At 63.7% G+C, this 19,967-nt stretch carries 21 protein-coding genes; 10 read left to right on the forward strand and 11 right to left on the reverse strand.

Going from position 1 to position 19,967, the window contains the following annotated elements; genetic code table 11:
* Positions 1 to 110, forward strand: a 110-nt coding sequence (locus AC5P5X_RS17720; protein ID WP_495215958.1) for an IS3 family transposase, incomplete at its 5' end; no start/stop codon positions are given.
* Here the strand turns inward: AC5P5X_RS17720 and AC5P5X_RS17725 are convergent.
* The 6 genes from AC5P5X_RS17725 to AC5P5X_RS17750 form a co-directional block, all read right to left on the reverse strand.
* Entirely contained in the window at positions 89 to 1,240 is a 1,152-nt protein-coding gene (locus AC5P5X_RS17725; protein WP_495216016.1) for a YfjI family protein, read from the reverse strand. The two genes, AC5P5X_RS17720 and AC5P5X_RS17725, sit on opposite strands and share 22 nt — an antisense overlap.
* Positions 1,237 to 1,527: a hypothetical protein gene (locus tag AC5P5X_RS17730; protein WP_111188970.1), complete on the reverse strand. Its 291-nt coding sequence runs from the start codon at positions 1,525 to 1,527 to the stop codon at positions 1,237 to 1,239. The genes AC5P5X_RS17725 and AC5P5X_RS17730 overlap by 4 nt, the downstream gene beginning before the upstream one ends.
* Before the next feature lie 117 nt (positions 1,528 to 1,644).
* Positions 1,645 to 1,893: a helix-turn-helix transcriptional regulator gene (locus AC5P5X_RS17735; protein WP_111008288.1), complete on the reverse strand. Its 249-nt coding sequence runs from the start codon at positions 1,891 to 1,893 to the stop codon at positions 1,645 to 1,647.
* A 168-nt stretch (positions 1,894 to 2,061) separates the two neighbouring features.
* Positions 2,062 to 2,610: a hypothetical protein gene (locus tag AC5P5X_RS17740; RefSeq protein WP_099470529.1), complete on the reverse strand. Its 549-nt coding sequence runs from the start codon at positions 2,608 to 2,610 to the stop codon at positions 2,062 to 2,064.
* 93 nt (positions 2,611 to 2,703) lie between these two features.
* Positions 2,704 to 3,525: a GIY-YIG nuclease family protein gene (locus tag AC5P5X_RS17745; protein WP_099470530.1), complete on the reverse strand. Its 822-nt coding sequence runs from the start codon at positions 3,523 to 3,525 to the stop codon at positions 2,704 to 2,706.
* Between the two features lie 4 nt (positions 3,526 to 3,529).
* Positions 3,530 to 4,375 (reverse strand): HNH endonuclease, encoded by an 846-nt coding sequence (locus AC5P5X_RS17750; RefSeq protein ID WP_241900157.1) that lies wholly within the window; start codon positions 4,373 to 4,375, stop codon positions 3,530 to 3,532.
* 346 nt (positions 4,376 to 4,721) lie between these two features.
* Here AC5P5X_RS17750 and AC5P5X_RS17755 point away from each other — a divergent pair, with 346 nt between their 5' ends.
* Positions 4,722 to 5,363, forward strand: coding sequence for a hypothetical protein (locus AC5P5X_RS17755; RefSeq protein ID WP_111188971.1), 642 nt, complete (start codon positions 4,722 to 4,724; stop codon positions 5,361 to 5,363).
* Positions 5,364 to 5,424: 61 nt separating this feature from the next.
* Positions 5,425 to 7,200, forward strand: a complete 1,776-nt coding sequence (locus tag AC5P5X_RS17760) for a serine hydrolase domain-containing protein (protein WP_258391080.1) — start codon at positions 5,425 to 5,427, stop codon at positions 7,198 to 7,200.
* Between the two features lie 16 nt (positions 7,201 to 7,216).
* Here the strand turns inward: AC5P5X_RS17760 and AC5P5X_RS17765 are convergent, their stop codons facing one another.
* On the reverse strand, positions 7,217 to 7,609 hold the full coding sequence (locus tag AC5P5X_RS17765; protein WP_005411176.1) for a DoxX family protein: 393 nt from the start codon (positions 7,607 to 7,609) through the stop codon (positions 7,217 to 7,219).
* 118 nt (positions 7,610 to 7,727) lie between these two features.
* On the opposite strand from AC5P5X_RS17765, the gene AC5P5X_RS17770 reads away from it, so the two are divergent.
* Complete coding sequence (locus tag AC5P5X_RS17770; protein ID WP_005411175.1) at positions 7,728 to 8,147, forward strand: H-NS histone family protein; 420 nt, start codon at positions 7,728 to 7,730, stop codon at positions 8,145 to 8,147.
* A 49-nt stretch (positions 8,148 to 8,196) separates the two neighbouring features.
* The gene (locus AC5P5X_RS17775) at positions 8,197 to 8,604 is read left to right on the forward strand and encodes a hypothetical protein (RefSeq protein WP_005411174.1); all 408 of its coding nucleotides are present in this window, start codon (positions 8,197 to 8,199) and stop codon (positions 8,602 to 8,604) included.
* 23 nt (positions 8,605 to 8,627) lie between these two features.
* On the opposite strand, the gene AC5P5X_RS17780 is transcribed toward AC5P5X_RS17775, so the two are convergent.
* Entirely contained in the window at positions 8,628 to 9,269 is a 642-nt protein-coding gene (locus tag AC5P5X_RS17780; protein ID WP_005411173.1) for a glutathione S-transferase family protein, read from the reverse strand.
* An 85-nt stretch (positions 9,270 to 9,354) separates the two neighbouring features.
* Entirely contained in the window at positions 9,355 to 10,158 is an 804-nt protein-coding gene (locus AC5P5X_RS17785; RefSeq protein WP_005411172.1) for an AraC family transcriptional regulator, read from the reverse strand.
* Between the two features lie 7 nt (positions 10,159 to 10,165).
* On the opposite strand from AC5P5X_RS17785, the gene AC5P5X_RS17790 reads away from it, so the two are divergent.
* Positions 10,166 to 11,116, forward strand: a complete 951-nt coding sequence (locus tag AC5P5X_RS17790; RefSeq protein WP_172961848.1) for a DMT family transporter — start codon at positions 10,166 to 10,168, stop codon at positions 11,114 to 11,116.
* Positions 11,117 to 11,143: 27 nt separating this feature from the next.
* On the opposite strand, the gene AC5P5X_RS17795 is transcribed toward AC5P5X_RS17790, so the two are convergent.
* Together AC5P5X_RS17795 and AC5P5X_RS17800 are read right to left on the reverse strand one after the other, a co-directional pair.
* Positions 11,144 to 12,172: a hypothetical protein gene (locus AC5P5X_RS17795; RefSeq protein ID WP_111189675.1), complete on the reverse strand. Its 1,029-nt coding sequence runs from the start codon at positions 12,170 to 12,172 to the stop codon at positions 11,144 to 11,146.
* Between the two features lie 260 nt (positions 12,173 to 12,432).
* On the reverse strand, positions 12,433 to 15,267 hold the full coding sequence (locus tag AC5P5X_RS17800; protein ID WP_049886011.1) for a TonB-dependent receptor: 2,835 nt from the start codon (positions 15,265 to 15,267) through the stop codon (positions 12,433 to 12,435).
* 554 nt (positions 15,268 to 15,821) lie between these two features.
* Between AC5P5X_RS17800 and AC5P5X_RS17805 the strand changes: the two genes are divergently transcribed.
* The 4 genes from AC5P5X_RS17805 to AC5P5X_RS17820 all read left to right on the forward strand — a co-directional run bounded on the left by AC5P5X_RS17805 (position 15,822) and on the right by AC5P5X_RS17820 (position 19,954).
* Entirely contained in the window at positions 15,822 to 16,274 is a 453-nt protein-coding gene (locus AC5P5X_RS17805) for a PA2169 family four-helix-bundle protein (RefSeq protein ID WP_005411167.1), read from the forward strand.
* 317 nt (positions 16,275 to 16,591) lie between these two features.
* A complete protein-coding gene (locus AC5P5X_RS17810; RefSeq protein ID WP_495216017.1) occupies positions 16,592 to 19,120 on the forward strand; it encodes an RHS repeat protein in 2,529 nt (842 codons plus the stop codon).
* Positions 19,121 to 19,186: 66 nt separating this feature from the next.
* Positions 19,187 to 19,567, forward strand: a complete 381-nt coding sequence (locus tag AC5P5X_RS17815; RefSeq protein ID WP_005411165.1) for a hypothetical protein — start codon at positions 19,187 to 19,189, stop codon at positions 19,565 to 19,567.
* Between the two features lie 24 nt (positions 19,568 to 19,591).
* A complete protein-coding gene (locus AC5P5X_RS17820) occupies positions 19,592 to 19,954 on the forward strand; it encodes a hypothetical protein (protein WP_111189673.1) in 363 nt (120 codons plus the stop codon).
* The last annotated feature ends 13 nt before the right edge of the window (positions 19,955 to 19,967 follow it).

The following is a 19,967-nucleotide window of genomic DNA, read 5'->3' on the forward strand; positions in this document are numbered from 1 at the left end:
ACGTGTTCGACTACATCGAGATGTTCTACAACCCGATCCGCCGGCATGGTTCCGCTGGCGGCGTGTCACCGGTAGAGTTTGAAAGGCGCTACGCGCAGAGCGGCAACTGAGTGTCTACAGAACTCTGGCCGGTCCATTCTTGTGCGCTGAAGTGATGCAGGATTGCGGCAACCCGCCCCGTGATCTCCATCGATTTGGATGCGAAGTCCCGAATGCTGGCCAGATCACCATCCTGACGCAGGCGCGGTTCGATCGCGTTCTGAGTTTGCACCCAAAGTTCTTTCGCCTCTTGCCTGAACGCGAGCGTCTTACGGGTGTTATCACCGGCGATACGACGTGCATGTGCGGCCGCGAGAAGCTCGCTTACACGCCGATGGAAGCGGGGCAGCTGCTCCCAGGCAGGTTCCTCAAGTGACATGAAACGGAAGCCCTGTGTGGACGCGGGCCAAGCGACGAGGTATCGCGCAAGGTGACCTGATCCGCGAGCCATCTCGCCCCGCTTGTTCATGAACTCCCTGAAGACCCGTTCCTGCACCATCATGCTGATGGTCAGGCGGGGATTGGTGACCACGATGCTGTCGTCCGCGCGATCCAAGGTCAGTGTCGTGGCGCCGTCCCAAGCCTTGTTGAGCGTGCCAAGCTTGTTCATTGCACCTCCTTTGAGCACGATTTCGCCTTCATCGCTCAGGATTGCAATCGACTTGCCATCGCCCTGCATGCTTTCCATCAGGGGGCGTTCGGTGATGTTCTGGTGCACGATGCGACTGAGGACAGGTCTGGCGGGCTCACGCGCGCCATGGCGGATGAGTTCTTCACGGAGTTGCTCGATGTCGTCGTCCATGCCGTTGTCCAGTGCCTTGGCCACCTTGCGTTGCAGGGACGCCTCCTTTGCATCCCAAAGGCGCCGATCTGCCTTGTGCGCGAGCACGGCCTGGACGTGATCCCGTGCCACCTTCTCGTCGTGCTCGTAGATGGGCGCGCCAACAATGCTGTCGGTGGCAGACTTGCGTTCGCCGGAATCGGCAATGATCAGGACATCCAGCGAAACCGGGCGGATCTGGCCAGTGGGAAGTTCGACATCCACATCTCCCTGCGAGGCGATGGACATCGCCGTGAGGAACGAACCGGCGATCAGCGCGTCGGGCGCTTTCAGGTTGTGCTGGACTTCCAGGATCGCGTCCCGGATGACGCTGTACATGGCGTGGATGGGGTAGGCGCGAGGAAAGTAGGGAGTGTTCATTCCGTACCCTCCTCGGCACCGCCGGAGCCCGGAATACCGCGGATCTTCTGGGCCTCCTTCGCCATCATCTCCTTGAAGCGGGCAGGATGGAGCTTCAGCCCTCTTTGCGCGAGGGTGGCCAGGATCGCCTTTTGGGTGACGTTCTTCTCGAGCATTTCGACGATTGCCGGATAAAGCAGCGAGAACAGCTGCCCCTTTCGGTGCTGAGGGTTGGACTGCAATTCCCGAAGCGCTCCCATGATGTCGTCGGCTTCGGACTGAAGGTCATTGTTGATGTCGTGCTGCATTTTTCTGTACCAAGATTCTTGTGAAGTGATTCGCCACGTTGTGAGTGGCGGGGTGTGGCAGGGAGCGTCTAGAGCAGCGCCCCGCAGGACAGTCGCGAACCAGTCGCGCATCTACTGTCAGTCCACACCCCCTCTGGCCTGCATCAGGCCAAGGATGTAGTCGTCAATCTCGTGCTCAATGAATCCGACGCTTGAGCCGTAGCGCACGGGCTTCGGCAGATCAGGGTCGAAGTAGGGTGATTTCCGATCGAGACGCGTGTAGAGCGTGGAGCGCGCGAGGTTCAGGCGCTTCGTCGTCTCGAGCAGGGAAATGATTTGGAGTCGCTGCGAATTCATGAGTGTGTCGGCAAGCTGATGCTTGGACACACGTTAAAAATTCGGAGAGAAAGTGCCGATCCCTAGCAGGTGCTATACGTTTTTATAGCAGCTATGATGCTATCTAATAGCCGCTATTCAACGAAATCGTGGCGCCAGCGTTGCCGCTCACGGCTTGCATCCCTACGAATCTGCATTGATCAGTGCCCGCGGCGGTGTTCAGCGGGTTCGTCTGCTGGTGGCCGGCAGAACGTTTTTAACGTCGCTTCGCTTGAGCAGCGCACGCCACTGATAGTCAGTTGCACTGAATCCGGGAACTTCATCGGCCACTTCAAAGAACCGCCGATGGACCTCCTGGCGATTCTTCCATCCGTTCTTGGGTGTGGCGGCAATGAGTTTGCGGGCGACAGCGTCTTGAAGCTGCTTGGCGTTCTCGCCCTTCTTCAATCCGCCTTTGCGGCCATATTGTTCTAGCTTCGCATTGATGGCCTGTTCTGGCGTAGCCAGGGACTCGGCTTCATTGATGCCAATGAGGTAGCCCAATTGCTCCGATGCTTGGACGAGATAGGACCAGGCAGCAGATTCTTGGTTCTCTTGGATGGCGGAGTGGGCTGCATCCAGCAGCGCGATCACCGCTTCGCGCTTTATCCCGTTGAAGAAGATGACGTCGCTGCGGTTGGACGTCTCGGGTGTCCTGTCGAACGTAGCCGCGAGTCCTGCCAGGGTTTCCTCTATGCTCTTTTGTTCCACACGCACTACCTTCGACATCGACTCATGTACCTGAGAAGCTTAACGCGGCGACCTGTGAGCTGGTGCGCTCGACGCGGTTTTTGAATCGACCGAGTGACCCAAGGGGCATTTTTAGTTCCGGTTGAAGCCGTGGTTGCGTGATAGCAGAACGGACTTCCAGTGGCTCTCCCTTTCGCAGAGATCGGCCTCGGTTGCCGACAGGTCAGCGATTTCCAGGACGGCAAAGCGCAAGGCGTGCCGCCGTTCCTCAGATGCCTCGATGCCGAACTCCTGGCGCAGGGCGACGTTGCCCCCGTGCCCGTTGGCGGCATACGCGCACCAGCGCCGCCAGATGCCGTCGGCGCCCGATGCCTTGCCAACGTAGAGCCGGCCAGTGGCCGTGTCGGTGATGACGTAGACCCCCTTCACCGACGACAAGGCCGCGCTCCAGGCGGCGGACTGGTTGCGCACCACAATGTCCAGCTGCGCCTTGGTGAGGTTCACCGCCTTGAAGCCTGGAAAGTCTGCGATCGACAGTCGCTCGGGTAGCAGTTCGACCACAGTGAGATCGTTTGCCAAAGTCTCCCCGCGGAGGTAGGAAGGCCGTCCCGTGTAGACGCTTTCCAGATAGAGGCGACCGACCCACTCCTCGCAGGAGGGCACCCGCTCAAGGGTGTAGAAGTAGTGGGGCTTTGGGTCGGCTTCTTCCACATAGTCGATGGATCGGAATAGTCCAGCGTAGAGCCAGCGCGTGGGGGAGCCCGCGTTGACCAGCGACACGACGAACTCGCGCTGGAAGTTGCGCTTGGTCTGCCAGCGCTGCCACCAGTCGAATTTCCCTTCCAGGAACACGTCCAGCGGCCGCTCGTTGCCGTTGTAGCGCGCCAGGTGGACCTTGGCCTTCGACGCGTCAAACGCGGGCTCCCATACTTTGAGCAGGTCGAAGAGTCGCATCGGCTTAGAGCCCCGAGTGGCGAGCTTGGCACCGCGCCGCGTGATCGGCCAAGTGCGCCGCGTTGGGGCGGTGGGCCGGTGAAGCGGGCAAGGCCAGCGCCTTGCCCTGCAAGGCGGCGTAGTCGGTGGTGAGCAGGGACGGCGCCAAGGCCACCGTATGCACGGGGGTGATCCACAGTAGTTGGCAATCGAAAAGCGTGTGGAGGTCGGCGCGCAGCAGCAGGCCGTTATCCACCCGGTTGGTATGTATGCCCTTGTAGGGCAGCACGTGCGCGGCTTCCAGCACTTCAATCGCCGAGCACCCGGTGATGGCGCAGCGGCCGCCGTAGGCGTCCAGCAGCTTGGCGCGGAACAACGGCTGGCCGCGGCGCTGGGCCACGGCGCGCATCGCCCACACGCGGGCGTCGTGGTCGCTGTCCACTGGAGCGGTGAACGCGCCTGCCTGCGCGTCTGCCTCCACCCGCGCCTGATCGTCCATGATCAGGGGTCTGGCTTTCCACTTTCCGTCGCCACCCTTTTGCAGGTCCACGTGCCCGTGGTCCGCTGGATTGAACAGAACGTAGCGCGTGCGCCGCGGCGGGCCGGGATCGACCAGCTTGAACAAGCGGTCGTGCGGGTGATCTTGGTCGCTTCGCCAGTTCGTGCGCGAGTAGTTGTAGTGAACTCGGCTGGGCGAATTGACCGTGAACAACTCCAGGTCAGCGCGGGCGTTGCCCAGCGGGTCGTGAGGGTGGCGCGACAGGTCCCACTCCTCGACCTCGGCCAGCGACGCGCTGCCCAAGGCCTCAATGGCGTCTACGGCTCGCCAATACTTGACGCCATCGCGTCCCGGCTTCTGTGTAGCGGCCATCGGCTACGTCCCCTGCCAATTGTCGCCACGGCCCATGGAGGTCAGCCCACGCGCGGCGCGATGAAGAAGACTGGATAGTACTTTCCTGTACAGCGTGGGACTATTGCTTCACTGCTCACAGCGATCGTCAGGCTTCGAATCCAGTCCCCTTCTGGGGAATGTGAGTAACGGTGCGAGTAACCGCAGCTGGCCGCCTGAGAAAAGTTCTTCCCCAACAATCTCTTGTGGAATGAATGTGATTGATGGTGGGCCACCAACCGACCTCGCCTGACCGGTCGCAGGTCTCATCGCTCCCCAGCGCGACCTGCAGCGTCCGTACCATCTGATCCGCACACAGGGATCGACCATGGCCAGCACCGATACGCCGGTGGAAGACTTCACCAACGAAATCGAAGACAGCCGGCACCTGTTTGCCTGGTGCCTGGTCCACTATGGACAGGTGCCCGAGGCGCTGGCACTTGAACAGGCACGCCAACGCTATCCCGACCAGAGCCCCGGCCGCGATTACGAGCACGCGCTGATCTTCCACGACGAGCCCTGGCATTGGGCGATGCTGCAGGTGGAAGGGGAAGGTTATTGGCACCGGCGCCCGGAACTGGCGCAGCCATCGCTGGACTATGAAGCCGAATCGGACGCACTGTGCCTGGCCCGCAGTGAGCGGGTCCCACTGCTGGATGAGGACGAGTACCTTGGCGCGCTCGCGCATGCGCGCCACATGCGTGCATGGACGCTGGTCCATCAGACAGGTCGTTCGCCGGATGAAGCGCGCCAGGAGGCGCTCGGCCACTACGCATATCATCCGCGCCATCATCGCGGTCGATTTCAGGTTCATGATCCGCGTGATGGCTGGCGTCATGTGATGAGCGTATTGCATGGCGACGATTACTGGGCGCGACCAGAGTTGCGGGAACCGCCACAGGCCTATTGGAGCGAGTCCCGCGCCTTTGTTTCGGCGCAGGGAATCCGCTTGCCGGACCCTCCGGGCTGAGGCCTGCTCGGCCGGCGAAGGCGCAGCACCGTCGATCACCGCACTCTGTGCCGAATGACACATGCCCCGCCATTTCTGCTGGCGGGAAGATGGCGGCATCCCGAAGTGGAGTGATCTGATGCCTGGTACGCTCAGTCGTCGCGCCTTCCTGGCCAATGTCGCGGCTGTTCCGGCGGCCACGCTCATGCCCACCGGTGTTGCCACGGCGGCGCAGCCCACCGTCACCACCGGGAACCTGATCGAAGCGGAGCGCAGCGTGATCCGCTCCGCCATGCAAGGCAGCGGCATCGGTGCCGCTGCCGTCTGCCTGGTCGAAGGCGGGCAGGTGCGCTGGCTCGAGGGCTTCGGGTACGCGTCGGGTCACGGTAGTGCAGCAGTAGACGCCAGCACGATGTTCAGCATCCAGTCCACCTCGAAGAATTTCGCGGCGGTGGCGGTGCTGTTGGCCGTGCAGGACGGCATTCTTGATCTGGATGCGCCCATTACCCGCTATCTGCCGTCGTTCACCGTGCGCAGTCGCTTCGAGCATTCCCCGCAGGAGCGCATCACCCTGCGCCTGCTGCTTGCCAACCGCGCGGGATTCACGCACGAGGCGCCGCTGGGCAACAATTACGAACCGGCGTCACCGGGCTTTGATGCGCACGTCCGCAGCATCTCGCAGACATGGCTGCGCTTTCCGGTGGGTACGCGCTATCGCTATTCCAACCTGGGCTTCGACCTTGCCGGTCATGTCCTTGAGCAGGTTGCGGGCATTGGCTATCCGGCATGGCTGCAACGCCGGATCTTCGAGCCGCTGGGAATGCACGACAGTACGGCCGATGCGTCGGTCTACCTGGCAAGCAAGGGTCGGGCACTGGGAACCCAGGAGGGCTATGCGCAGGTGCCGGCAGTGACACCGCTGGTGGTGTCGGGAGGCGTCTGGACCAGTGCCGCCGACATGGCGAAGTATCTTGGCTTCCTGCTCGGTGGCGGCCGATCCGGTGCGCAGCAACTGCTTGAGCCCCGTCTCTGGGACCAGATGCATGGTTTCGGCCTGGGCGGTGACTACGGGCTCGGTGTAATGCGCAGCGAACGCCTCTACGGCAGTACGCCGGTGCGGCTGCTTCACCATCGCGGCGGAGGCTTCGGATTCGGGTGCGTGTTCACCTACTGCAGGCAGGCCAACGCTGGATTTGCCGCGATGTTCAACCGCGCGACGTCCGCGGGGTACGGCATCGGCGAGCGTCTGCTCGATCAATTGCTGTCGGCGCGTTTCGGGCCCCGTCAGCCGCGTGTGCCGCTATCGTCCCTGGCGCCGATCAGGTTGAACCAGGACCAGATGCAGCGGATGGCGGGAGACTGGATAGGGCGCAGCGGCAAGGCGAAGATCGTGGTTGCCGGAAGCGGTGAACTGCAACTGCATCGTGGGGCGCAAGCTGTGGGCAGACGGTTTGCGGCCATCGACGGCGACCAGCTGTTCACCGCGGACACCGATGGAGAGGTTGCGACGTACCGTTACCATGCGGCGACGGAGAGGCTGCCGGCGCACCTGGAATGTACGAACGGCGAGGATGGCCTGGATCAGAACGATCCCATCGATGGGGCCACAGGGCCGCAGGCGTCCCATTGGCGACCCTGGCTGGGGCGCTATCGCATCGACCAATGGGGGAAACCGTCGATGTCCGTTGTGCTGGAGCAGCGACAGGGCTGGCTGTACATCGATGGCATCCGCCTGGTCACTGAAGTGGAGCCAGGCCTGCTGTTCACCAGCGATGGCGAAGCGGTGGATTTCCGCAGCTCCCAGCCGACATGGCGCAACCTGCGTCTGCAGCGCGTCCAGCCCGTGGGCCAGGGATGATGGCGGCATGCCGCCATCATCCGCGCCGCCCACGCCCATCGATGCTGTAGCGCCCCGCCCCGGTGCAGGCCAGCAGCAGGAAGCCACCGGCCAGCCCCAGGTTCTTCAGGAACATGATCTGCTGGGTGGGGTCGCCAACGTTGTGGTGGAAGATGAAGGCGGTGACCAGGCTGAAGCCTGCCAGCACGATCGATACCAGCCGGGTCTGGAAGCCCAGCAGGATGCACAGGCCGCTGCCGATCTCAAAGGCGATGGTAGGCCACAGCAGGATGCCGGGTACCCCCATCGCTTCCATGTAGCCCTGGGTACCGCTGAGGTCGCCGAGCTTGCCGATGCCGGACACCAGGAACAGTGCCATCAGCAGGATGCGCGCAAGCAGGTAGGCGAGCGAATGCGATGAGTTGCTCACGTCGAAGTCCTCGGAGATGGCTGCCGAAGGCGATCGGAGCCCACCGGCAGTGAAGCCCGTGTCTACGTACCGGGCAAGGCGGCTTGACAGCTGGCCGGCCGCAGGACACCTTTCCATCATGATGATCGATATTGAATCGCTCAGCCTTCGGGAGCTGGGCGCCTTGGTGGTTGCCGCTGAACAGCGGAAACAGCTCATTTCCAGCCGCCGTCCGGCCAGCGCGGTGCGGCGGATGTTGAAGGCTGCCGCGGCCGAAGCCGGCTACACCCTCGAAGAACTCTTCGGTGGCGAAGCTTCGGAAACACCTGCGCCCGCCCGCAAACCCACCCGCCGTAAATCCGGCAAAGTCGCGCCCAAGTATCGCGACCCGGAATACAAGCGCCTGACCTGGACCGGTCGCGGGCGCATGCCGCGCTGGCTGGCGTCCAAGGTGTCGATGGGCCATAAGGCCACCGATTTCCTGATTCCTGGCTTGGCCAGGCCGACCGCTGGCAAGACCAGCACCATCGGCAAGCGGACTGTCATCAAGAAGGGATGAGGCTGCAGCACTGCTACCCTGCCCGGGTCTTTCAACCAAGGAGCACCGGATGGCACACGAGGGTGGCATGACGATCACGCCGAAAGTCCTGTACACAGCCGCAGGCGTGGCCGTGCTGGTCAGCCTGTTGGCCTGGGCGGTGGAGTGGAGCGGGATGGCCTATGTCTGCCCATACTGCCGCGTACAACGCACTGTCATCGGTGTGCTGGGCGTGCTGACATTGTTCGCGCGGCCGGGGAGCCTCATCGTGCCCTGGTTGTCGTACACAGCGGGCGGCTTCGCGTTCGTGGTTGCAGCGATGCAGCACTTCAATGGCTGGAAGCGCATTTCCGCCGGTGATTTCAGTTTCAACGCGCAGTGGTACATCGACCCGTGGCTGCTGTCAGGCGGCGCGATGCTGATCCTGGTAGCGCAGCTGATGCTGGTGCAGGCCGCCTGCCGGCGCAGCTTGCGCTGAGTGTTTCCACCCATGGCGTGGAACTACCCGTTCTGGAATACCGCCAACTGCGCAGCAAACGCGCGCTGATAGGCGGGACGCTGCGTCGCCCGTGCCACATAGGCCACCAGCAGCGGGTACTCGTCGAGCAGGCCGCTGCTCTTCAGGCGCAGCAGCACCGAGACCATCATCAGGTCGCCCACGCTGAACCCGCCGTCCAGCCACGCCGCCGCGCCCAACCACGCGGACAGTTGTGAGAGACGCATCCGCACGCGCTCGTCCAGCATCACCAATCGCTGTGCATACCAGGGCTGTTCGCGCTCCAGCACCCAGGCCATCGAGCGCTCGACGATGGGTGGCTCCACCGTATTCAACGCGGCGAACACCCACATGACTGCGCGCATTCGCGCATCCGGACCGACGGGGAGCAGGCCGGCATGCTGTTCGGCCAGGTGCAGGACGATCGCGCCGGATTCGAACAGGACCTGGTCGCCCTCCTGCCAGGTGGGAATCTGTCCGAAGGGATTCCGCGCCAGGTGGGCAGGTTGCTTCATTTCGGCGAAGGTCAGCAGCTGCACGTCATAGGGCACGCCCAGTTCCTCCAGCGCCCAGCGCACGCGCATGTCACGGGCCAGGCCCTGGCCGCGGTCGGGGGAGGTGGCAAAGGCGGTGAGGATGGGGGACATCGCGGCGCTCCTGCAGGCGGGAAGGCCTGTCTCTTCTGTTCCGACGAACGACAGGGCGGGAAATCGACAACGCCAGGCGCGCCCCTCAGCCCGCCCGATGCAGCTTCCGGTACTGATCCGGTGTGCACTGCGCGTGCCGCTTGAACATCTCGGCGAAAGCACTGACGCCGGAGTAGCCAAGCTCCTCGGCGATCCGGCTGATCGGCTTGCGAGTGCACAGTGCGTCGGTGGCGCGAACGAACTTCACGCGTCCACGCCAGTCACCGAGTGACATGCCCAGTTCGCTGCGTGCCAGGCGCTCCAGCTTGCGCACGCTCATATGATGCCGCTGCGCGATCTCGGCGACCGATTCGGCCGCCGAGAGGTGCTTTTCCATATAGGCCATCACCTGCTTCAGTGCTTCGCTGCTGGCGATCGGCAGGAAACTGGGCAGTACGGCGGCATTGACGATCTGGTCGATCACCACGGCGGCCATGCGCCGTTGGGCGGGCGTCCGGGGATCGGTCACGCCCTGTCGCGCCAGCTCGTGCAGCAGTTCGCGCAGCAGCGGGCTGACTTCCAGTGCGCGGCATTGATCGGGCAGCCGGCGCGACAAGGCCGGTGACAGGTAGGCAGAGCGATAGGCCAGCTGCGAGCGGTTGCGCGAATAGTGCGCCATTCCGGGCGGAATCCAGATCGCGTAGTGGGGCGGGGACACCATCCACTCACCGTCGATCTTCATTTCCATCACGCCCTGCGCGACGAAGTTGAACTGGCCCCAAGGATGGCTGTGCGTGCCCCAGTCGGTGGGCTCCATCGCACCCTGCCGGAAGTAGACCGGACCGGGCAGCTGGCGGAAGGTGGGGATGGGCTCCATCGGTTGCCGCAACCCGGGGTCGGAGTGACGCATTTTCAGGATGTCCTTGATATGCGCCAAGCGTACGCTGGCTATTCCCCCACGTACACCCACGCTCTTGAACTACCTCTTCCCAATCCTTGCCTGCCTGCTGTGGGGCGCGAATACCATCGTGACCAAGCTGGCCTCGGGCGCGGTCGGTCCCATCGATATTGGTTTCTTCCGCTGGCTGGTGGCGGCCATTGTCCTGTTGCCCTTCGCGCTGCCGCGGCTGCGCAACAACCTGCAGACCGTGCGTGCCAACCTTGGCCGCTTCCTGCTGCTGGGGTGCCTGGGCGGGGTGATGTACCAGTGCCTTGCGTACTATGCGGCGCACTTCACCTCGGCCACCAACATGGGCGTGATCCAGGCATTGATTCCATTGCTCGCATTGGCGTTGTCACGCGTGTTCATGGGCCATCCGGTGCGCGGTACCTCCATTGCCGGTGCGGTGATTTCCACCGTCGGGGTGGCGGCGGTGGTCTCGCAGGGCGACCTGGCACGATTGGCCGCTCAGGGCGTGAACCGCGGTGATGCGATCATGCTGATCGGTGCGTTGGCCTTTGCCGCCTACAACGTGCTGATGCAGCGCTGGAAGATCCCGCTGACGGTGCTGGAATCGTTGTTCCTGCAGGCCACCGCCGCGTCGCTGATCCTGTTGCCGGCGCAGCTGCTGGTCGGTACCGGGGTGAACAATCTCACCGCGGTCGGCTGCATCGGGTTTGCGGCAGTATGCGCGTCGATCCTGGCCCCACTGACCTGGATGACCGGATTGTCACGGTTGGGCGCAGCGCGTGTCTCCGGCTTCTTCAACCTGGTGCCGATCGTGACCGCCGCACTGGCCGTGCTGCTGCTGGGTGAATCGCTCAGTGGCTGGGTACTGGCAGGGGGCGTGCTGGCGGTATCCGGTGTGGTCTTCGCCGAGTACGCAGCGAAGCGCGCGACGATGGCGAGTGGGGGCGAAGCGTCCTGACGCGGTCGGGCCGGACCCGCGCGGACCTCAGCCGTGGCGTGTCGTCCCGCACAGCGCCTGCTCCACCTCCTGCTCCAGCGCGTCGGCGTCGTAGCCGCGCTTGCCCTGCAGGCTCAGGTACAGCGACAGCGGGTCCACGCGGTCACCGCTACCGGTGAAGGCAGGCGGATACGACCATATCTGCAACGTTCCGCTGCGCGTGCAGTCGGGGCCGGCTGCAGGCAGTGCCCCCAGCTTCCGCCAGGCATCGATGTACAGGGCGCGCGTGATGCCGTGGTCTTTCGACGGCACCGCAAGCATTGCTTCCGTCCCTGCCTGGGGGGCGGATTGAGCATGTCGGGCCAGAACGTCGGCGACCTGTTTCCAGCAGACCTCCACTTCCTTCAGCACGGGGGAGCGCAGGAACGGCTGCGCTCTCGCCCAGACCTCGCCGCGGCTGCCGGCGAGTCTCAGGAAGCGTTCGCGTCCGCCGGTGGAGCGTTCGGCCAGTCCGCGACCGACCAGTTCAGCGGAGAGCCTCGACGCGGTCATCGAGGTGTATCCGGCAGCACGGCTGACCTCACGCGGCGACCACCAGCGTGCCTGGCCGGACAGGAGTACGTGGATGAGCACGGCCTGCGCCGAAGGCAGCAGCGAAATCGCCTTCTTCTCGTGGTCGGGCGCATCGCGGAATTCGACCGCCAGGCTGGGGGCGTACAGCTGGTTGTGCGGTACCACGAAGTCGATATGGTTCTCGACCAGGAACCTGCGCTGGGTGGGGGTGAGGTACGGCGAGACATACAGCACCATGGCCTTTGCCGCTGAGCGCAGCACTTTCACATCCTGGATGACGCGGCTGCTGGATTCGCCCGGGACGCGTGGAACTGCCAGCATCGCCGGCGTTTCACCATAGAGGGTCAGCTCGGCGATGTGATAGCGCGAGGCCATGGTCTGCGGGATGAAGCGTGCCGCAGCCACGGGGCCGACCACCGAGGCCAGGCCGGGCAGGATCCGGCGCAGGTAGCGCTGCGCATCCATGACCAGATCGGTCAAGCCACTGTGTACTGCCGTTGTCATCGCTTGCTTCCCTTGGACCAGCCTCATCCCCGCAGCGGGGAGGGGGTGGTCCATCGCATTCAGTGGTGAATCCGGAGAGGTCGGGCGAGGTGGATGCCACGCGGGCGCTCCTCGCTTGCCTGCTCCATCTGCTGCCGTTGCGCCAGTGTTGCCGCGGATGTTGGAGATTGGGTCGAAGTAGCGTGGAGATTGGGTGGAGGTTGTGTGCGGCGTGGCCGGCGGAACTCCCCTTCCGCCGGCCACGTGCACGGACGCTACGGTCAGAAGCGCTGCGAGTACTTCACGTACACCGTGCGGCCGATGTCGAAGCCGCCGTAGTAGGGGAAGGAACTCTCCGGCTTGGAGAACATGATCGGGCCGCGATGGTCGAACACATTGTTCGAGCCCACTGCCACGGTGCCATCCCAGGGCAGCCTGTAGCTGACCTGGATGTCGTGGAACGCATTCGAGCCGACCCTGCGCACGGCATCCGGTTCGCCGTTGGCGATGCGTTCGGGCGCGGTGCAGGGCCGGTTTGGCATGCAGCCTTCCATCATCCCGGAGTAGTAGCGGACCGTGTACTGGGCCGAGAGGTTGCCCAGCTGCCAGTTGACGCCGAGATTGGACCGCAGGCGGAACACCCCAGGGCGTCCAATACGACCGTCCATGATGGTGTCACCGGCCGAGTTCTGCTTCTCCTCGTCGTACTTGGAGACGTAGCTGTTCTGCAGGTCAAGGGTGAAGCGACCGAACGCGTACTCCGGCAGGCGGTAACGGATGCCCAGGTCCCAGCCCTCGGTCTTCATCGCGCCGAGGTTGGTCAGGCCGTAGAACATGCTGGTGATGTGGCCATCAGCGGCACGCTTGACGCTGCCGCAGCGCGAGGCATTGCCCAGCACGTAGCAGTCACGGAGGATGCGATCGACGTTGTCCTCGATGATCATGTTGGTGATCTTGTAGCTGTACCAGTCCAGGTTGATGTCCAGACCGTTGACCCAGCGCGGGCTCCAGACCACACCGACGGTCTTGCTCTTGGACTCTTCCGGGCGCAGGTTCGGGTTCGAGCCCGTGGTGAACTCGTTCGGGGTGGCGCACGGGTAGCTGGTGCAGGGCTTCAGGCCCTGGGCCAGCTGCTCGTAGCCACGCGGAACACCGGCGGCGTTGCAGGCCGCGTTGCCGTTGACGCTGTTGGTGGCGCCGATGCCGCAGGGGTCCACGTAGGTTTCGAAGCTGGTGCCCAGGCCGCCATACAGGTCGGAGATGCTGGGAGCACGGAAGCCCTCGGCGAAGGTGCCGCGCACCATCAGCTCCTCGACCGGGCGCCAGGCGAAGCTGGCCTTGGTGTTGGTGGTGCTGCCGAAGTTGCTGTAGTCGGAATAGCGCGCCGCAACGTTGACGGTCAGCTCCTTGGCGAACGGAAGGTCACGCAGCACCGGCACATTCACTTCGGCGAAGACTTCATTGAGGCTGTAACCGCCTGCAGTGGTCTGTGCCCCCAGTGCAGTGCTCTGGCGCGACTGGGCAAAGGCGTCGGGAACGTAGCGACCTTCTTCCTTGCGGTACTGGTAGCCCATCGCCACCGAGAGCTCGCCCGCCGGCAGTTCCAGCACCGGGCCGGAGATGTTGGCGAAGTAGCTTCGGGTCTTGGTGATGCCGGTATCGGTGAACGTGGGGAACAGGAAGCGCTGCAGTTCCGGGTCGGCAAGCGAGCCGGCGCCAGCAACGCCGTACGGCAGCAGCGGATTCCAGGCCAGGCAGCCGGCGATCGGTGCACCTGCGCTGCCACAGCGTGCTACACCGTTGCCATCAACAAAGGACTGTCCCAGCGCTTGGCGCGAGGCGATCAGGCTCATGTCACCACGGCCGGTCTTGGTCACCTCGTTGCGGTTGAACAGCGCGCCCACCTCCCAGTCGAACGTTTTGCTGGCCAGTTCGAAGTAGCCCGACAGCGTCGGTGCCACGCGCAGCGACTTCAGCTTGCTTTCGGTCGTGCGCGGAAGCTCCCACAGGCGGCGGTTGAAGGCGATGTCATGGCCGACCGGGTTGAACGCACTGTTGCCGGCCAGAGGCGTCCCGAACTTGGTCGATTCGTAGGGGTAGCCGGCAATCTGCTGGTCCGAGATGCGCTCGTTGTAGCCGATATCGGTGGTGAAGGTGATCTGGTCACTCAGTGCATAGTCGGAGCTGAGGAACAGCGACCGGCGCTCGATGCCGGTCTGCACATGCATCTGCTCGTTGCCGTTGGAATACTCGGCCGGCGTGATCGGATGGTAATCGTTCGGGTTCTTCGGGTCGCCACCACGATTGAGTGTCTTGAACACGGAATTTCCGGTGGCACAGTCGTAAAGCGCCGGGTCACACCAGGAGCCGTTCTGGCTGAGGTCGCTCCAGCCCGCGCGCGGATAACCCGGCCCCGAACCACCATGCTTGGAGAACCAGCGGTCGCGGGCGAACACCGGGTCGGCCTTCTGGTATTCCAGGGCCAAGGTGTAGCCACCTCGCTCGCCGCGCGCGCCGGTAACGAGCGAGAACGTGCTGTCCTTGCCGTCGCCCTGGCTGAACTGGCCATGCTGCGCCGAAAGCTCCAGCCCCTCGACGCTCTTGCGGGTAATGATGTTGATGACACCGGCGATGGCGTCGGATCCGTAGAGCACCGAGGCGCCATCCTTGAGCACGTCGATGCGCTCGACCGCGCTCATCGGAATCTGGCTCAGGTCCTGCAGGCCGCTGGTGCTGGCGCCCAGGCGCTTGCCGTTCACCAGCACCAGGGTGCGGGTGGCGCCGAGGTTGCGGATGTTTGCGTAGCTGCCGCCGACGTCTTCGCCGGACGACAGCGTGCGCGAACGTGAGAGCGCTGGTGCGCCGGCCGACGTGAGGTTCTGCAGGACGTCGGCGATGGTGGTGAAGCCCTGCTGCTCGATCATCTTGCGCGAGATGGCAAGCACCGGCTGCTGGGTTTCCACATCCACGCTGCGTATCGCCGATCCCGTCACCTGGATGCGGTCCAGGTTCTTCGGAGACTTCGCAGCATCGTCCTGTGCATTGGCAGCCGGCGAGAAAACGGCAGCCAACACGGCGCCGATCCCTGCCGAAAGCAGAGTGTATTTGTAGTGCATTGTTTCTCTCTCCAAATCCGTTGTGTGGTCGCAATGCGCGCGGCGCTACGACCGGTCTGCATTCCGTTACCCGGAATCGAGAGGAACCTAACATCCCGCTCACATTTGAACTGCGTTATGGACGCGTTATCTTCGCGCGCCCTTGGCCGCTGTCCTGCACGGGGAGTGCACGTCGCGTCGACGTTGTGCAATGTCGTTTCGCTTCAGTCTGGCAGCTCCTTTCCCGGCATACACAGGAGGCCGCCGATGAATACGCCTGGCAAGCCGAAACCCAGCTGGAAGCAATGGCATGTGCTGCTGGTGATTCTGGCAATTGCGCTGCTGATCAGTGTGATCATCGTCATCGCGCCATGGTAAGGCAGGCATCGCATGCTTGTTTTCCGTGAACATTCAATGATGCCGGCAATGAATAAGTCAGCACGTGTTCCGCATGGTGATGTGTACATCAATTCGTACTCACCCGGCCGGCACACGAGGACGATGATAGTGAGGTCGAAGGCAGTGCCGGCGCGCTGCCATTCTCCACTGACTTTCGAGCACACAGGAGCGACGCCATGAGCACCCAGTCCACCATCGAACATCGCCTCAACGACCTGATCGAGATCGCCCGTGATGGCAAGTCCTTCTATGAGGAAGCCGCAACGAAGGTAAAGGATGCCGAACTGTCGGCACTGTTCACCCGTATCGCCGGGGTGAAGGCGCGGATCGTCGCGGCGCTCAGCGGTTCAGTTGCCGCCAGCGGCGGCAAGCCGGCCGAGCACGGCACCATGGTCGGTTCGATGCAGCAGTTCTACGGCAAGGTGCGCGCCGCGTTTGGTGATACCAACTACGGCTACGTGGCCGAACTGGAAGAATCCGAAGACCGCCTGCTGGGCGCGTTCAAGGATGTGCTGCAGGACAACGATCTGCCGCCCGCGGTGCGCCAGGAAGTGACCCAGCTGCTGCCGGATGTGCAGGAGTGCCACAACGTCATGCGGGCACGCAAGCACGCCATGAAGGCTGCCTGACGTCCCGCGCCGGGCGGCCGATCGCGGCCGTCGAGCCCCGGAGGCGCGTCATGGCCCGGGAACCTTCGCAGCCCGGCAGGGCTGCGAAGGACCGGGCGTCCGGCCCCGTTTCCATGGTTATACTTGGCCGAGTCCAGGGAACAGGCGCGGCATGACGAAGGGGGCTTCGTCCAGCATCAACGTCAATCGCCAACCGGATGCAGTCGCGTCCGGCTTTGTGCGTGTGCGCGGTTTGCTGTGATGTGCGCTTCGCCGGTCTTTCCGTTGCCTGATCCTGGTTGTCCCATCGCCATCCATTGCGAACAGGCCCACTGACGATGCGTCGAGTCAATGCACTTTCCGCGATGATGTTGCTGGGCACGGTTGTGGGAAGTGCGGGGGCGCAGTCCTACAGCAAGACCAACGTCATCACCTATCACGATGATCTGTCGAAGTGCGTGCTTGGCCAGGTCCGGACGTCGGTCAACCAGGACACGGGCCGGACCGAGTCCCAGGTGGATTATGACCCGGCCACCGCGAAGCCCCAGCGGATCCATGCCTTCGGCCAGCTCCAGCAGACCATTCACTACAACAGCGACGGTACCGTTCGCGCCGTGGTGGACGGGCGTGGCAATACGGTGAGCCTGTCCGGCTGGAAGCGCGGCATCCCCGGGAACATCCAGTATGCGGATGGTTCGACCCAGTCTGCCGGCGTGGATGACAATGGCTGGATACGCTGGATCACCGATGGCCGGGGCAACACCACGCGTTACGACTACGACGCGATGGGGCGCATGTCGCTGGTCGACTACCCCGACGGCGATACGGTGGACTGGGCGTCCACCACGACACAGTTTGCCCAGGTGGGCGGCGCCGAGTACGGCATTCCTGCCGGTCACTGGCGGCAGACGGTCAGCACCGGCAATGCGCGCAAGGTCACCTACTACGATGCGCTGTGGCGCCCATTGCTGGTGCGCGAGTACGACGCGGGCAATGAAGCCGGCACGCAGCGGGCCTCGGTGACCGCCTATGACACGGAGGGGCGGGTCACCTTCCAGTCCTATCCTGTCGCGGGGGTCGGTACGGTCCAGGACGCCGGAACTGGCGTCCGTACGACGTACGACGCACTTGGGCGGGTGGTCCAGGTCAGCCAGGATTCCGAGATTGGCGCGCTGGTCAGCACAACCGAGTACCTGCCGGGGCGGCGCGTGCGCACGACCAATGCCAGGGGTATCCCGACCGTCGTGACCTACACCGGTGCAGATGCCGCGAAGCTTGACTGGCCGGTACGTATCGAACTGGCAGAGGGAGCCGTGCTGGATATCCCGCGGGACGTCTTCGGCAAGCCGACGTCGATCACCCGCAGGGCCAGCAATGGCTCGGTGACGTCGACCCGGCGCTATGTCTACGATGCGGCGCAGCGGTTGTGCAAGACGATCGAACCGGAAACCGGCGCCACCGTAATTGACTACGACGCCGCATCGAACCCGGTTGGAAGCGCGCAGGGGTTGGACCTGTCCGATGCAGGCAACTGCAACCAGGACATTGCCGCGGCGAGCGGGCGCCGGGTGGTGCGTTCCTATGACGCACGCAACCGGCTCGCATCACTGCAGTTCCCCGACGGCAATGGCAACCAGCGCTGGAGCTACTGGCCCGATGGCCTGGTCAAGCAGGTCACCACGTTGAACGCCGGGGTGGAGACGCACAACAGCTATGCGTACAACCGTCGCGGGCTGCTCATCGGTGAGGTGCAGAGCCCCACCGATGGCGAAGCGCTGGCGATGGGGTATGCCTACGACGCACTGGGCAACCTGTCCGCGCATCGCTATCCCTCCGGCAACGTGGTCGCGTATGCGCCCAACGCACTGGGACAGGCCGGGCAGGCGGGCTCCTACGTCGCTGGCGTGGTCTATTACCCCAACGGGGCGATTCGTCAGTTCACCTATGGCAACGGTATTGTCCACACGATGGTGCAGAACGCGCGCCAGTTGCCGGATGAAAGCCAGGACACGCTTGGCGCAACCCGGATCCTCAGCGACGGCTACGACTACGATGCGGTCGGCAATGTGATGGCAATCACTGACGGTGCCACGGGCCGCAACCAGCGTGGCAACCGCAATCTGGGCTATGACGCGCTGGATCGGCTCGTTTCGGCTTCCTCGCCCATGTTCGGCTCGGCGAGCTACAGCTATGACGCGTTGGACAACCTCACGCGGGTGACGATTCTCGGCCGTGACCATCACTACTGCTATGACAACGCCTGGCGCTTGACCAACGTGAAGGTCAACGGGTGCGGAGGGTCAACCGTGGTCGGCCTGGCCTACGATGCGCAGGGCAATCTGCGGGCGAAGAACGGGCAGCCGTTCGCCTTCGACTTCGGCAACCGGCTGCGTGCGGCGGCAGGTTCCGAGAGCTACCGTTACGACGCTGACGGTCGCCGCACACAGACAGATTCATCGTTCGGACGGATCACCTCGATGTACGACCACGCCGGCGTCCTCCGCTACCAGGCGAGCGAGCGCGAGGACAAACGGACCGATTACATCACGCTGGGCGGAAGCCTGGTCGCCAAGGCAGCGGTGCCGATGCGGCGTTCGCCGGCCGCGAAGGACTTCGTTGGGTGGTCGCCTGTGGCCTCTGCCGTCCGCTACGTCGTCGAGGAAAGCGTGGACGGGGTGACCTGGACCACGGTCTACGAAGGCAACGCCGCGAACTGGACGTCGGCCGCACGCCCTGCCACCAGCTATGCGTATCGCGTGCTTGCCTGTGGCGCCACGGGGAGCTGCACGCCGGTGTCCGATGTCTCACATGTCCAGCGTCCGCAGGGTGACATCGTGCCCCTGCTGTACCAGCTGCTGCTGGGCTGAGCGTAGCGGGCTGCACCGGCGGCGGTGCACCGTCAACCGGTTATTCATGACAGGGGAAGGAAGAACATGGCTGGAGTACGTGCTGTATCGCGCCCGCGTGGCGCCATCGGCGGCAAGGTCCTGCTGGCGGTGGTGGCAGTGCTGGGAACTGGCCTGGCCTCAACGGCAAATGCTGAGCCTTACAATCTGGAAGGCCATCGGATCGTATCCGTCGCAACTGGCTGGGGCGGGGAAGGGTTCTACCTGGTGACGCAAGGTGTGCTTCCAGCGGGCTCGGATTGTGGGGGTGGCAATCGCTTCATTCTCCTCAATGATCATCCGATGCAGAGGGAGATGGTCTCGATGCTGCTCATCGCCTGGCAGAACAAGCTGCGTGTCGGATTGCGTGTCGACGGCTGCACCTCCGGAGTAATGCAGCTGAGGGCCGTGACGATGCCTGAGGCCTGATGTCTGAATCCACAGGGGAACTACATGATGATGAGTGACGCGACGCCGGACTTCCGCAGGAGGTTGGGAGCGGGGTTGGCCTTGACGTTGGCCTTGTGCCTGTCTGCACCACTGAAGGCGGAGCCAACCAGCGATCAGATGACGATTCTGTCGCTGCGGCCGTACATGGACGGCCCGGCGGGAATTGTGTACGTGCATGTTTCGAGTACGGCCTTCTGCAATACCGATACCTTTGCAATCGACATGTCCCGGCCGGGTGCCAAGGAAGCGTACGCGGCGGCGTTGGCAGCGCTGACATCGGGGAAGAATGTCCGGCTCGAGGCGTTCAACTCCACCGGGTGCAATGGCTGGGCGACCCGGCTCCAGTCGATCTTCATCCACGCGTAACGCTCCACGGATG

It is taken from the genome of Stenotrophomonas sp. YJH_SMC_91 (assembly GCF_059368495.1).

Excerpts from the sequence above, each read along its gene's own strand:
- AC5P5X_RS17730 (WP_111188970.1), bottom strand. The coding sequence starts at position 1,527 with ATGCAGCACGACATCAACAATGACCTTCAGTCCGAAGCCGACGACATC.
- AC5P5X_RS17745 (WP_099470530.1), bottom strand. The coding sequence starts at position 3,525 with ATGCGACTCTTCGACCTGCTCAAAGTATGGGAGCCCGCGTTTGACGCG.
- AC5P5X_RS17760 (WP_258391080.1), top strand. The coding sequence starts at position 5,425 with ATGCCCCGCCATTTCTGCTGGCGGGAAGATGGCGGCATCCCGAAGTGG.
- AC5P5X_RS17750 (WP_241900157.1), bottom strand. The coding sequence starts at position 4,375 with ATGGCCGCTACACAGAAGCCGGGACGCGATGGCGTCAAGTATTGGCGA.
- AC5P5X_RS17785 (WP_005411172.1), bottom strand. The coding sequence starts at position 10,158 with ATGCGTCACTCCGACCCCGGGTTGCGGCAACCGATGGAGCCCATCCCC.
- AC5P5X_RS17800 (WP_049886011.1), bottom strand. The coding sequence starts at position 15,267 with ATGCACTACAAATACACTCTGCTTTCGGCAGGGATCGGCGCCGTGTTG.
- AC5P5X_RS17795 (WP_111189675.1), bottom strand. The coding sequence starts at position 12,172 with ATGACAACGGCAGTACACAGTGGCTTGACCGATCTGGTCATGGATGCG.
- AC5P5X_RS17810 (WP_495216017.1), top strand. The coding sequence starts at position 16,592 with ATGCGTCGAGTCAATGCACTTTCCGCGATGATGTTGCTGGGCACGGTT.
- AC5P5X_RS17725 (WP_495216016.1), bottom strand. The coding sequence starts at position 1,240 with ATGAACACTCCCTACTTTCCTCGCGCCTACCCCATCCACGCCATGTAC.
- AC5P5X_RS17775 (WP_005411174.1), top strand. The coding sequence starts at position 8,197 with ATGGCACACGAGGGTGGCATGACGATCACGCCGAAAGTCCTGTACACA.
- AC5P5X_RS17740 (WP_099470529.1), bottom strand. The coding sequence starts at position 2,610 with ATGTCGAAGGTAGTGCGTGTGGAACAAAAGAGCATAGAGGAAACCCTG.
- AC5P5X_RS17770 (WP_005411175.1), top strand. The coding sequence starts at position 7,728 with ATGATGATCGATATTGAATCGCTCAGCCTTCGGGAGCTGGGCGCCTTG.
- AC5P5X_RS17755 (WP_111188971.1), top strand. The coding sequence starts at position 4,722 with ATGGCCAGCACCGATACGCCGGTGGAAGACTTCACCAACGAAATCGAA.
- AC5P5X_RS17815 (WP_005411165.1), top strand. The coding sequence starts at position 19,187 with ATGGCTGGAGTACGTGCTGTATCGCGCCCGCGTGGCGCCATCGGCGGC.
- AC5P5X_RS17820 (WP_111189673.1), top strand. The coding sequence starts at position 19,592 with ATGATGATGAGTGACGCGACGCCGGACTTCCGCAGGAGGTTGGGAGCG.
- AC5P5X_RS17790 (WP_172961848.1), top strand. The coding sequence starts at position 10,166 with ATGTCCTTGATATGCGCCAAGCGTACGCTGGCTATTCCCCCACGTACA.
- AC5P5X_RS17805 (WP_005411167.1), top strand. The coding sequence starts at position 15,822 with ATGAGCACCCAGTCCACCATCGAACATCGCCTCAACGACCTGATCGAG.
- AC5P5X_RS17780 (WP_005411173.1), bottom strand. The coding sequence starts at position 9,269 with ATGTCCCCCATCCTCACCGCCTTTGCCACCTCCCCCGACCGCGGCCAG.